This is a genomic window from bacterium (assembly GCA_035380285.1).
In the GTDB taxonomy this organism is placed as follows: domain Bacteria; phylum Auribacterota; class Erginobacteria; order Erginobacterales; family DAOSXE01; genus DAOSXE01.
Genome location: DAOSXE010000006.1, coordinates 73,967 through 85,910 on the forward strand (window position 1 = coordinate 73,967; position 11,944 = coordinate 85,910).

Sequence of the window (11,944 nt, forward strand, 5' to 3'; positions counted from 1 at the left end):
TTCCCGGGAAGAGCTTCTAAAGATACCTGCCGATAATCAGGTCCAAGCGATGCCGTTGCGCGGGGGGGATGGCATCGGGCGCGGTGACGATGGAATTTTCCAGAGCCCGGGAACAGAGACAGTCTCGGACACCGGGGATTCTGGGAACCGCGGTTTTGATAATCTCCTTGGCCAGGGCGGTGTTCTGCGACAGGTTCCGGATCACCATTTCCAGAGTTACGTGTTCATGGTCGGGGTGCCAGCAATCGTAATCCGTTACCATGGCCAAGCTCTGATAACAGATCTCCGCTTCCCGGGCCAAACGGGCTTCGGCCAGATTGGTCATTCCGATGATATCCATCCCCCATTGCCGATAGACGTTCGATTCGGCTCGGGTCGAAAAGGCCGGACCTTCCATGTTGAGGTAGGTCCCTCCCTTGTGAACGACGGCTCCCAGCTCCGTGGCGACGGCGAACAGAAGTTCCAAGAGCACGGGACAACTGGGTTCGGCCATGGAAACGTGGGCGACGACCCCTTCCCCGAAAAAGGTGGAGCGCCGGTCGTTCATCATCCGGTCGAAATACTGATCGGGGAGTACCACGTTCTGGGGGGCGAAATCTTCGCGCAGGCTCCCCACCGCCGTGACCGAGATGATCCTCTCCACCCCCAGCTTTTTAAACCCCCAGATATTGGCGGCGTAATTGATCTCCGAGGGCAGCAACCGGTGGCCGTTACCGTGGCGGGGAAGAAAAACAACCCGGTTCCCCTCGATCTCCCCGGTGGTATACGCGTCCGACGGCTCCCCGAAAGGAGTATGAAGGACAACCTCTTTCCGCCCCCCCAGGCCTTCCATCTCGTATAAGCCGCTTCCCCCGATGATACCGATCGCGCTCATTGCACCCTCCTTCCCCGCCTATCGTAACCCGACCGTCTTCCCCCAAAGGGAAAAGGCGGAACCAATCTTTTCAATCACATTCTCCGGTATGGCCGAACCCCCCCGAACCCCGGTCGGTGGCCCCGAGGTCGGCCGAAACCAGCAGTTCCGCCCTTACCACTTCCTGGACGACCATCTGGGCCACTCTCATGCCCCTGGTGACCTCGATCGCCTCGCGGCCGAGATTGACCGCAATCACGCCGATTTCCCCGCGGTAGTCGGCGTCCACCGTTCCCGGAGAATTCACGATCCCCAGCCCCCGGGATAGGGCCAGCCCGCTGCGGGGCCGGATCTGAGCTTCATAGCCATGGGGAAGCTCTATATGTATCCCGGTCGGGATCAACCCGATCTCCCCCGGTTCCAGGGAGAAAGGACTATCGACGGCGGCGGTCAGATCCATCCCCGCCGCCCCGTCGCTCATGTAAGCAGGCAGCGGAATATCTTCGCACCCGGGTTTCCTCCGTATCTTCACCTCCACCGTCTTCAAAATCATGCCTCCCGGTCAACCCGGAGGCCAGGAGAGCCGCCGACCGCCGAGAAGATGACAATGGAGGTGAAACACCGCCTGACCCGCGTCGGGACCCGCGTTGATCACAAGCCGGTAGCCGCTTTGCCCCACTCCCTCTTTTTCGGCTAAACGGGCGCCGACCCGCAGAAGGCGCCCGAGCAACACCTCGGCGTCGGGCCCGGCGGCATCCACCCCGGATATATGAGCCCGGGGGATGATGAGGATATGAACGGGGGCTTGGGGGGAAATATCCCGGAAGGCGACCACATCGTCGTCTTCATAAACTTTTTCGGAGGGGATCTCGCCCCCGGCGATTTTACAGAATAAACAACCCATGGTTTCCCCTACCGCTTTTCGACGTCTTCGGTCGCTACCGGGCGGCCGAAAAGAACCCGATTGAGCTTGTCGGCCCCCATGGTTATCTCCTGGCCGCCGGCCAATTCCATCTTGAAGCGGGGAGGGTCGATATATCCGCTGACGATGTCTCCGTTTTTGAGCTGAACCACTTCTTTGATATCGTCCTGTTCGCGGTTGACCCTGATCTCGAATATCAAGCGGTAATCGATGGTTACTTTCCCGTAGGAAGTCAGGATATCGATCGTTTTACCGGCCAGCTTTCCGGAAACGATATCGCCGTCGAAGGTGACGAAACGATCGGTGTGCTCGACCGGGGGTATGATCGGGGAAATCGCGACCGTCTCCCGGCTGACGGGCTCACCGTTCTCGTCCAGGAAAACCACTCCCCGAACCAGGGTGGCATTGATCTCGAACGGCCCGTAGATCGAATAGCCCCTCAGGTTGTATTCGTCCTCAAAAAATTCATTAAAAAGATCCGAACGTCCGTCGCGGAAGTTTACCTGCGTGAGGTTGTCGTCGACCTTGACGGCCGAGGCGAGCTCGCCGAAGGGGAGATCGACCTTTTCCAGACTTCCCCGCCAGCGGGGATTAAAGGCCTCGCTGGAAAACTGGAATTTTTTCTCCCAGAGATGAAGATTGACGACATCGATCTCGTCGTTGTCGATCGTGTAGATCCGGGCGTTGTATACCTCCTTCTTGGGAGGGGCGGCGCAACCGACGACAAACACCGCGGTGACGATTAATAACCAAGCGTTTCTCATCCCGAACTCCCGGGGTAACGGATTGCCGATGTATCTGCCATGGGATACATACTACGAACCGGGTGATTTTAAGGTTCAGTCCCGAATTCGTAAATCAAGATCCTCTCCCGGGGCTCCCGAAAGACTTTTCCCAGGCGACCCCGAGCCAGAAACTCCTGAATGCGGGGATCCATCCAAAAACTGCTTTCCCGAACAACCACGAATCGGAGACGCGGTTCCCGCTTCAATCGCGCCAAGGTCTCGTCCACGTCCGCCAGACCGGCCCGAAAACGCATGTGGTTGGTATCCACCATATCCAGGGCCAAATCCCTGCCGGATAGGAGCGCCAGGAGGGGTGCGGTCGTGACGTGACCGAAGATCAGATCGCCGTCACGGGAATTCTTCCGGATATACTCCAGTTCCTCATCCAACGAATAGAACCTGGTCAATTTCTCATGGAAGACCGCTCCCCGGGAATGTTCGACCGATGTCAGCGCAATCAAGGCTACGACGGCGGCCGACGCCAAAAAACGGGGCGCCCTCGGGGCCAGACGGCCGAGCCAGCCGGCGACCGCAACCGCCCCGCCCCAGGCCAGAAACGGCAGAGGAAGCATGAAGTACTGGGTGAAGAGCGGATCGAGAAACAACAGAAACGCCATAAACGTCAACCCCGCCGCTATGGCTGCCGACACGGGCCGCGAGCGCGGAGCCCAAAAATAGAAAATGGGCAGCGCGAACGGAATGAGATTTCGCGACAGCACTTCCAGCGTGACGTCCAGGGGGCTGCCCGAACCGGGAGGCTTGAGGAAATGATAGCGGATGACGGGATCGAAGTAATCTTTCCCGAACACCGCGAGCAGACAAAGGGTCACCGCCGAAAAAATCCCGGCCGAACCGACCAGGAAAAGCAGTAGCCGTCTTCCGCCCTCTCCTTTCCGCCAGTCGCGGAAGTAGTAAAAAAGAGGGATCAGTCCCCAGGGGGCGGCATAAAAACCGGAAAGAGCCCCCAGGGCCAGCAGAGTTCCGGCAACCAGGGGGAGGCCGCGAACGAAGAAAAAGAAACTGATCATGAGCCAGCAGGCGGTGAGATTGAGACCGAACGGATGAGACGTGATCTTCAGGGCTTCATAGCCGAACAGCATGCCCCCCAGGAAAACCAGCGAACCGACTCTCCCCGCCCGCTCCCACGCCAGTTGGTGCAGGAAGGCGGCTCCGACCAATATCGGAATAAACGCGGTCGCCTTCATCGCCGCGATATTGAAACCGAATACGGCGTAAACCAGGGTCAAGAGCAGCAGTTGCAGGGGGGGGTGGGCGTAAAAGAAATCACGATAGGCGATCTTGCCGCCGACCATCAGCCGGGCCATATAGTAATACGCGTTTTCATCGCCGCTTCCGGTGTACTGAATACAAAAGGATTTGACGTAGAGATACAGAACCGCCGCTAAAACAAATATGCCCCATTTCTCCAGGTAAACGCGCGCCGGAATCCTCGATGCTCCTTGAGCCGGCCCGGCCCCGCTCGGAACCGAAAGGGTTGTCATCGGAAAATTCATGGGTTCTCGCCCCGCCGGAGGCGCAAAGAAAGCTTCCGGGAAAGGCATTTAGTCATACTGATGAAAAACATCCGCCGGCAAAGCCGCGTAGTCCAACCGGGCGTTCGCCCCCGCCGCGACCACCGTCCCCGCCCAGCCTTCTCCCAGGGGCGGTTCCCAAAATAGAAACTGTCCCCGTTCCCGCGCGGATGTTTGTCCCGGCAAACCGACTTCCGTACTTAAAACCCGATATACGCTTACCCCCCGGACCTTAGCATAAGCTTCCTTTCGGGTCCAGAGCCGGAAAAAAGACTCCCGTCGGGAAGCCTCGGTCGCAAAACCCGCGACCCACTTTTTTTCTCCGGATGACCACCAGCGTTCGATCAAGGCACGGTAATCGACGGACGGCCGGATCTCCTCGATATCGATTCCCACCGAAACGGCCGGAGAGACCGCGTACGCCACCATCCTCCCGGAATGGGAAAGATTGAAGAAGACCGGGTTTTCCCGAAGATAAGGCTTCCCCTCCTCGTTGTACGCAAAATTCAGATCGCCCGGAGAAACCCCCAGCTCCCGTCCCAACAACAGCCTCAGAAGGGCGCGGGAAACGATGAAATCGTCCCGCACCCGGCGGTGAGAACAGGAATCGGCGCGGCGGCGTTCGCCCGGGCCCAGAAGGCCCCGCAATCGTTCAAGATCCGACTCCAGCGAAGCCAGGTTTACGATTCGGACTTTGACGACGTTTCCCGTTCCCGGAGCGGCGCTCATGGCTGCAGTGTACCTTCTCTCCCGGGACCCCGTCCACTTCCTCCCCGCCTCCGGGTTATCCCGGATGAGTGCGCCCTACCGGGCGCACCGATAAAAAAGCCCCGCCGGGCAGCGGCCCGGCGGGGCTTGTTGGCGAGATCCTCCCGATCAGAAGCTCAGGAAAAGCTCGGCGCGCAATTCGAAAACGTCATCCGGGCTGTTGTCGTTTCCGACGACTTCATAGGCGTCGCCGGGTTTGAACCAGGCCCCGATCAACTGAGCGCTGACATCCTCGGTGTAGTCGTATTCGAGAATGGCGTCGAACTCCACCCCGAGATAATCGTCGTTCCCGTTGGTGAGCGCATCCACTCCGCCGTTGTCCATATCGGGATTACCCATGACCATCATGGCTTTTTCCATCTGGGCATAGTAATAGAAGCTCCCGATCAGGGTCATGCTTTCGGAGGGAAGAAAGCTGATCTGGGCGTTGAGAATGCCGATGTTGGACAGATAAGGGCTGTAGGCGTATCCGTAGTAGTTGTAATTGAAGAACGGATCGAAGAACTTGTATTTGTCGTCGTCGGCCTTGCCGCCGGACCCCATGGTATAGGAAAGGGCCAGAGCCGGTTCCCAGGCCACGTCGAAGACATACACCATCCCGGCATCGAGGCCGTAAGCGGCATAGTCCTGCTGATCGGAGAGAGGGTCGGCCTGATAGGTACCCAGTTCGTAGACGAACTCGGCCCAGACATCGAAGGCCTCCAGGGGAGACGCGTCGAACCTGGCGCCGATGGCGATGGGGGCGTTCTTGTCGGTACCGTAATCTTCGTCGTAAGCGTCACGGATCCCGAACACATAACCTTCCACGGTCCAGAGATCGGCCACATACGTCAAATTCATTCCGAAGAGGTCTTCATCGTCGCCGGCATCCGCCACGCCCGGGATCCAATCTGATTCGACCAGGCGCGAATAGACCAGGTCGATCGTCCACGGAGCGAAATCGAAGATCAAGCGGGCAGCGTCAAACTTATAGTACCATTCACGGCTGCTGATCAGGAACCCGTTGCCGTAATTGAGGTACTGCCTGCCGGCCTTGAATGAAACCGGGCTGTAGAACATTTCTCCGAGCTGGATATAGGCCTCGGCCAGGTTGACGTCCCAATCGTTTTTGAACTTGGTGCCGCCGAAAGCCAGATCCTGTCCCCAGTACCCGTTGGCTTCCACCGTGGCGACCGCCCAAACGTTTTCGGTCAGATCGGCTTCGGACGAGATCCGGCTGAGCTGCCGGAAGTAGAAATCATCGTGATCGTCCTCGCTGTCGACCGAATTCAAGTTCTTGGTATAGTAACTCCGAATCCTGATGTCGCCTCCCAACCTGACGTTCTGGACTTCCGCCCAAAGAGCGGTCGTCATCGAGAACGCTACGGCCAGAGCCAACGCCGCAACCAGATACTTGCGCATGACACAACCTCCTTGTGGTGCCGTTTCAGTATCCCCCATTAACAGTGGTGAACTTTAACAAGGTGAAAGCCGCTCCGTCAAGCCGGAATCAACCGCCGTCCGAAACTGCCGGCGCCAAAGCGCAGTATCTGTCCTGCGCGAACCGGGCGTAGACGCTGCGCGGGTAGGTCGCCACCAGTTGCCGGTAAGCGTTCAACCCTTCCGTATTTCTTCCGGCGTGGATCAGGCAACGGGCCGAATTATAGAGAGCCTCGGGGAACAGGGATGAATTCGGATATTTTGCCGGGAGTTCCCGATAAGCCAGGGCGGCTTCTTCCCAGCGCTGTTGTCCTTCCAGGGAATATCCTTTGCCCATCTGGGCCATGTCCGCGAGAGGATGGGCGCCGTACCTGTTGAGGAAGGTCTGGTAGTTCTGCAGGGCGGCCGCATACTCTTCCTGGCCATAGACGAGATCGGCCAAGCGCAGCAGCGCGAGGGGAGCTTCCGGGGAACTCTGATATCTCCGGGCGATCTCGGCCAGTTGAGCCGGCGTCTCGGCTTGGGCCAGTGCTTCCCGGGCAGTCGCCTTCTGCCGGTTTCCCTGGTAGACGAACACTCCCACGAGAACGGTCGCTACGGCGACGCAGACGACTCCGATCAAATAGAGCAGGGAGTGCCTCTGGATATGCATGGATACGAGGGTTACGGTATCCACCAACCCGTCGTGCCGCAGTTCTTTCTGATCGATCTTATGGCTCATTTCACCGTTTCCTTGTACCGTTCATTTATATCAAGCCGGCCGCCGAAGGCAAGATTATTGAACCATGATCCCCGGTTTTTCCGAGGGCGGCAGCACTTCGAAAACCACGTATCCCGTGTCCTCTTCTTCGTCCCTGACGCTGTATCTGGGCACGAACCGTTTCAAGCTCCCGGGATCGTACAGCATCCGGAAAAGGAGCGTCTCCCTCAAGGCGGGCAGGGTCTTGATCCCGAGTTGCTGGGGCTGATAGACGATGTCGGGGGAAAAGCGATATTGATATTCCCCGGTTTTCTTGTTCACGGCCAACAACTTGAAATACTTCGACGAGATCACCACATAGCGGATATCGTGGCGGAGGAATTCGTCGGCGGCGGGCGCTTCCGGGGACCAATAATAGCGGGGGAGGGAGAAATCGATGTTTTCGGGAGAAAGGATCGACGGCAAGCCGGAAACCGCCTCCGCCATATATCCGTCGCTCCATGGGACGAAAATCTTTCCCGAACGAGCCAGGTTACGGTTCATCCAATGGTAGAGATCGTATTCGCCCTGAGTGCTTTTCGGGGTTTGGTTCATGGAAGGGATCACGGTGGCGAAGAGCCAACAGACCAGAACTACTCCCCAGTAACGCGGGCGCCCGGTCTCCTCCCGCCGGTCCCAGGTCAAAACCGCGATCAACCCCCCGAAAAAGACCGGCGCGACGAACTTCAGATAATCGTAGATTCCCGTTATCCCCAGCCAGAGCAGCAGCACTACCAGAACAGGGACCGCGATCGAGGCGAATATCCGGGCGCGCTTACCCCTGCCCTCGCGAACCGCCCTAACCCGGGAGCGGTTGCCCCACGCTTCCCAAAGAAGCAACAGGACGGGAACGATCAGGCAGATTTGTATCGTCCAGTATCGTTTCATCCACTCCATGGTCGCCAGCGCGTTCTGGGAATGGAGCTGGGTATAATCCTCTTTGGCGAAAAAGGCGACGGCGCCCAGAACCCCGCCGAGCGTCAACCAGGCCAGATTGCCGGCGAACACATGCCAACCCACGGGGTTCCTGTCCTTGTCGGACCATTGCAGGGCCAGACAGATGAAAACGGCGGCGGCGGGAAAGAAAACGGCGTATTCGGTGGAATACATCCCCCCGAACTGACCGATGATGAAACCCATCCAGGCCGCCAGGATCCACTGGTAACCGACCTTCCAGTGGGTAAAAGCCAGAACCCCCATGGCTACGAATCCGAAAGTCAGGGGCCGGGTCCCCCGGTCGGCGGCCAGAGAAGCCAGAAATCCCGACAGGAGCAGCACCCAGGACATGGCGTCTCTTTTTCTGAATGCCACCCAGAGGCCGACCGGGAGGAAAAACAGCAGAAAATTGAAGCGCAGCCAATAGTCGCCCAGAGAACTGCCGAGCAGGTCGCCGCTGCCGGCGCGGATTTGGGCGCCGACATCGATCCCGCGTTCCTGTAGGGCTATCTCAAAGGTTTTTTCCTTAAGCTGCGGCAGAATACTGGTATGAAGCGGCAGGGCCACGGTAAATACGATGAGGAGAAACGCGGCCATCTGGATCAAGGCAAGACCGCCGCCACGGCGCTGGTGGCGGAGAGCAAGCACGAACGCCGCCGCCCCGAAGACAACGGCCAGAAGCACCTGCGCCCACCAGCCCGTGATAGTAGAACCGAATAGCCCGTACTCTTCCGCGCCGGCCAGCCAACCGAAGACCGCCGCGGCCAGGAAACAGACGCCGGGAGCCGCCCAGGCGATCCCACGCTCGGTTCCCCGGCGCATGAATTCCCAGGCGCCGAATATCGCCAACGTCACCGCCAGCGAAACCGTCAACGCTTTCCAGGAGAATTGCCCGAAGAGGAATCGGCCGGACGCGGACACGATCGCCGCCGTTCCCGCGGCCGCCACAAGCGGGAGGAGATAGCGTGAGGGCTTGTTCCCCTCTAAAAAGACCCGGCAGGCTTCCCAGAAAAGGAACAGCACGGCGGCACCCACACCCACCAGAATCGTGGGGCCCACCTGCCTGCCCAGGAACATGGAGATCAGGGCAATGGCGGCTCCCGCCGCCTTCCACCATATTCCGGGGCGGCGGCAGGCCAGCAATACCCCGTACAGGGTCAGAACCAGCCAGGAATAGGCAAAAACATCGTGGGTCACCGTTCCCGCGCTGTTGAACATGGGCAGGACCGCGGAAGCGTAAACCAGCCCCGCCAGAAATCCGGCGCGGCGGCCGTGGAGTTCGCCGATGAACAGGCAGAACACGGCGGAGTTGAGAGCGGAACAGACGGAGGAAAGCAAATAAACGGAATAGAGGAGCGGAAGCCCCGACAGGAAACGGCCCAGAAAATCAAGGGCCCACCAGGTAGGGTCCCAGCCGGAATACAGCGGGAAAGTCCCCTGGGCGACACCGTAATAAAACCACAATTCGATTCCGCTGACGGTCTGCCATCCGTAGCGGATAAAGAGGACCAGGGTAACTATGAGGCGCTCCGAGAGCCCGAAGAGAAAAACCCAGACCATCAGCCGCCAAAGTGGTTTTTTCTCGATTTCCTGCCAGAAAGCGCTTCCCATGAACTGAGCCTGCGGGTTAGACTAAACAACAGTAAAGTGCGAGCGATGCTACCAGAGGAGGCCGGTCCCCTCAAGCAGAAAACTTTCACCGCCAACCTTGGAGGAGAAGGGAGTTATGAAAATATTTCCGTATAAATTTCCGGCTGCGGTCATAGCTGTCCTGGCCCTGGCCTTCCTGTGCGCGCAGATAAGTTCCGCCGAGACCGTCAGTGTCCGGTGCTGGAAGTGCGGCGGGACGTTCGAAACCGATTCCTCCCAGAAAATCGTCACCTGCCCGTACTGCGGTGCGAAATGCGTGGTTCCCCAGCCTCCGGCCGCGTCGGGAGATGAAGGCATGGCGGGGGAAGATGACTCGGGGGGCGGAGACCAGGCCTCCGAATCGGAAGAAGCCCAAGCCATCACCTGGCAGGAGGCCATGAGCCGCAAGGGCCATTTCGTGGTGGTCGAAGCCAAGATCGTCAGCGTCTACGACCCCGACCGGATGGGTAAAAAAGGTCCGGTCAAGCTCAATGTCGACCGCAATTGGCGGGACTCGCTGACCTTTGTCCTCTTTAACCGCGACGGCAAGTTCGGCAACCCGGGCCGTTTTCTCAACCAAGTGGTCCGGGTGAGGGGCATGGTCGGCGATTATAAAGGCGCCGTCCAGATCAAAGTGGAAAGTCCCGGCGACATCGAGATCGTGACCCCCGATTCCGAAGGCCCCTCCGAGGAGAGCACGGGAACCGAAGCCGACGTGGTGGCTGCCGGAGACGAATCGATTTCCGCCGACTCCGAGGAATCGGCGGCGGAAGCCCCCGAAGTCGAATCGGTCGAGGAAGCTCCGGCCGAAGAGACCTCGTCGTCGGCCATCACCTGGCAGGAAGCGGTCAAGAAAATCGGCCAGCAGGTCACCGTCGAGGCCACCATCGTCAGCGTTTACGATCCGGCGGCGCGGGGAAAGGGCGGCCCGGTGAAGTTGAACACCGACCGGAATTGGAAAGAAAGCCTCACCATCGTCTTTTATGCGAAAAGCCGTTCGGGGATGGACCAGGGTTTCGGTAACCCCGGTCGGTTCCTGAATAAAAAGGTGCGGGTGACGGGGGAGGTTTCGGAGCATCAGGGGGCCCCGCAGATCATGCTCAGAAACCCGAGCCAGATCGAGGTTATCCAGTAAGGGGCCCCGCCGAATTTTCTCCCGGGGAAGCCGGGGCGGCAAACTGAGTGACAAGTGCGCCGCGCGAGCGGCGCAAGGGGACGGTTTCCCTCAGCTTCTCCAATGAAGCGGGGAGAGGGCGGTTTTTGTCCGGATCGACGCCCCGTCCGGCCCCGACCAGTTTTTCCGCCAATTCATACAGGATGGGGTTACTCTCCCTATGCCGGGAGAGTACCGGATCGCGGGCGACCGACTCGCGCAGGGACAGATCGGCCGGGAATCGTTTCCGGAAATCGTCTCCCTGAAGAAACTCGTCTCCGAGCACTTGCGCCGTGTCCCGAACCGCCTGCGCCGGCGACAGCAGGCGCGGAACACCCCAATAAACGCGGGGGGAACCGGTCTCTTCCGGTTCCGGGAGACGGGGACCGGGGGAGAGGTCGACTTCACACGAAAACGCGAGGTCGACGGCGCGGGCGTACCATTCATCCGGAAAACCGAGCGAACGCATCCGCTCCTCGCTTTTCAACGAGTAGTCCCGAGCTTGTAATTCGAAGGTCGACGGCTTGCCGAACCTGGTTTTGATCAAGACGTCATGGGCCCGCCAATCCCCGTCCAGGCGGTAATGACAGTCGTTGGTGACCACGGCCCCGCAGCCGAACGACCGGTTCAATTCCGCCATCATCCGGTTGGCCTTTCCCTCGTCCGCGATGCCGTGGTCTTGAAATTCCAGGTAGAATTCCCTTCCGAATATATCCAGGTAGCGCTTCAGTTCCCGCCTTCCCGCTTCCAGCCCTCCCCGGAGACAGGCCTGGGGGAGAGAGCCCCAGAAACAAGCGCTGAGGGCGGAAAGGCCCGCGCCGTACCTCTCCAGCAATTTCCAATCGACCAATCCCCGGATTTCGCGGTAATTGTTCTCCAGCCACGACGCGTTGTTGAGCCTGATCAGATTCCCGAATCCCTCCTGAGTCCGAGCGAGAAGTATGAGATGGAACCGCTCCGAACTCCCTTCCTCCAGGGAACGCCGCGCGTCTTCCACAAAGTAGCATTCACACCCTATAACCGGGTGCAGGCCTCTCCGGCGACAGGCCCGCCAGAACTCGTAAGCGCAACCGATATCTCCGTGATCGGTTATCGCCACCGCCCGGTGGCCCGCGGATGCAAGGAAATCCAGATCTCCGGAAAAATCGAGAAGGCCGTCGTTCCAGGAACCGATGAAGTGACAGTGGAGGTGGGCGAACATCCGGCTC

11 protein-coding genes are annotated in these 11,944 nt (G+C 59.2%); 1 reads left to right on the plus strand and 10 read right to left on the minus strand.

The window, feature by feature from the left end; all coding sequences use genetic code 11:
- Positions 1-16: 16 nt before the first annotated feature.
- From mtnP to PLZ73_03705, 9 genes are all read right to left on the minus strand, one after another.
- On the minus strand, positions 17-874 hold the full coding sequence (mtnP, locus tag PLZ73_03665; protein ID HOO76964.1) for an S-methyl-5'-thioadenosine phosphorylase: 858 nt from the start codon (positions 872-874) through the stop codon (positions 17-19).
- A 70-nt stretch (positions 875-944) separates the two neighbouring features.
- Positions 945-1,406, minus strand: coding sequence for a dUTP diphosphatase (dut, locus tag PLZ73_03670; protein HOO76965.1), 462 nt, complete (start codon positions 1,404-1,406; stop codon positions 945-947).
- A 9-nt stretch (positions 1,407-1,415) separates the two neighbouring features.
- Complete coding sequence (locus PLZ73_03675; protein ID HOO76966.1) at positions 1,416-1,757, minus strand: histidine triad nucleotide-binding protein; 342 nt, start codon at positions 1,755-1,757, stop codon at positions 1,416-1,418.
- An 8-nt stretch (positions 1,758-1,765) separates the two neighbouring features.
- Positions 1,766-2,539 carry a hypothetical protein gene (locus PLZ73_03680; GenBank protein HOO76967.1) on the minus strand — a complete coding sequence of 258 codons (774 nt, stop codon included), beginning with the start codon at positions 2,537-2,539 and terminating at the stop codon, positions 1,766-1,768.
- Positions 2,540-2,607: 68 nt separating this feature from the next.
- The gene (locus PLZ73_03685) at positions 2,608-4,062 is read right to left on the minus strand and encodes a hypothetical protein (protein ID HOO76968.1); all 1,455 of its coding nucleotides are present in this window, start codon (positions 4,060-4,062) and stop codon (positions 2,608-2,610) included.
- A 60-nt stretch (positions 4,063-4,122) separates the two neighbouring features.
- Complete coding sequence (locus PLZ73_03690; protein HOO76969.1) at positions 4,123-4,821, minus strand: 4'-phosphopantetheinyl transferase superfamily protein; 699 nt, start codon at positions 4,819-4,821, stop codon at positions 4,123-4,125.
- Between the two features lie 147 nt (positions 4,822-4,968).
- Positions 4,969-6,261, minus strand: coding sequence for an alginate export family protein (locus PLZ73_03695; protein HOO76970.1), 1,293 nt, complete (start codon positions 6,259-6,261; stop codon positions 4,969-4,971).
- 88 nt (positions 6,262-6,349) lie between these two features.
- Positions 6,350-7,000, minus strand: coding sequence for a tetratricopeptide repeat protein (locus tag PLZ73_03700; protein HOO76971.1), 651 nt, complete (start codon positions 6,998-7,000; stop codon positions 6,350-6,352).
- A 54-nt stretch (positions 7,001-7,054) separates the two neighbouring features.
- Entirely contained in the window at positions 7,055-9,565 is a 2,511-nt protein-coding gene (locus PLZ73_03705) for a glycosyltransferase family 39 protein (GenBank protein HOO76972.1), read from the minus strand.
- Between the two features lie 115 nt (positions 9,566-9,680).
- On the opposite strand from PLZ73_03705, the gene PLZ73_03710 reads away from it, so the two are divergent.
- Positions 9,681-10,718, plus strand: coding sequence for a hypothetical protein (locus PLZ73_03710; protein ID HOO76973.1), 1,038 nt, complete (start codon positions 9,681-9,683; stop codon positions 10,716-10,718).
- Here the strand turns inward: PLZ73_03710 and PLZ73_03715 are convergent.
- Entirely contained in the window at positions 10,708-11,937 is a 1,230-nt protein-coding gene (locus PLZ73_03715) for a PHP domain-containing protein (GenBank protein HOO76974.1), read from the minus strand. The genes PLZ73_03710 and PLZ73_03715 overlap by 11 nt on opposite strands.
- Between the last annotated feature and the right edge of the window lie 7 nt (positions 11,938-11,944).

Coding starts and splice junctions, on each gene's coding strand:
- mtnP (HOO76964.1), bottom strand. CDS start 874: ATGAGCGCGATCGGTATCATCGGGGGAAGCGGCTTATACGAGATGGAA.
- dut (HOO76965.1), bottom strand. CDS start 1,406: ATGATTTTGAAGACGGTGGAGGTGAAGATACGGAGGAAACCCGGGTGC.
- PLZ73_03675 (HOO76966.1), bottom strand. CDS start 1,757: ATGGGTTGTTTATTCTGTAAAATCGCCGGGGGCGAGATCCCCTCCGAA.
- PLZ73_03680 (HOO76967.1), bottom strand. CDS start 2,539: ATGAGAAACGCTTGGTTATTAATCGTCACCGCGGTGTTTGTCGTCGGT.
- PLZ73_03685 (HOO76968.1), bottom strand. CDS start 4,062: ATGACAACCCTTTCGGTTCCGAGCGGGGCCGGGCCGGCTCAAGGAGCA.
- PLZ73_03690 (HOO76969.1), bottom strand. CDS start 4,821: ATGAGCGCCGCTCCGGGAACGGGAAACGTCGTCAAAGTCCGAATCGTA.
- PLZ73_03695 (HOO76970.1), bottom strand. CDS start 6,261: ATGCGCAAGTATCTGGTTGCGGCGTTGGCTCTGGCCGTAGCGTTCTCG.
- PLZ73_03700 (HOO76971.1), bottom strand. CDS start 7,000: ATGAGCCATAAGATCGATCAGAAAGAACTGCGGCACGACGGGTTGGTG.
- PLZ73_03705 (HOO76972.1), bottom strand. CDS start 9,565: ATGGGAAGCGCTTTCTGGCAGGAAATCGAGAAAAAACCACTTTGGCGG.
- PLZ73_03710 (HOO76973.1), top strand. CDS start 9,681: ATGAAAATATTTCCGTATAAATTTCCGGCTGCGGTCATAGCTGTCCTG.
- PLZ73_03715 (HOO76974.1), bottom strand. CDS start 11,937: ATGTTCGCCCACCTCCACTGTCACTTCATCGGTTCCTGGAACGACGGC.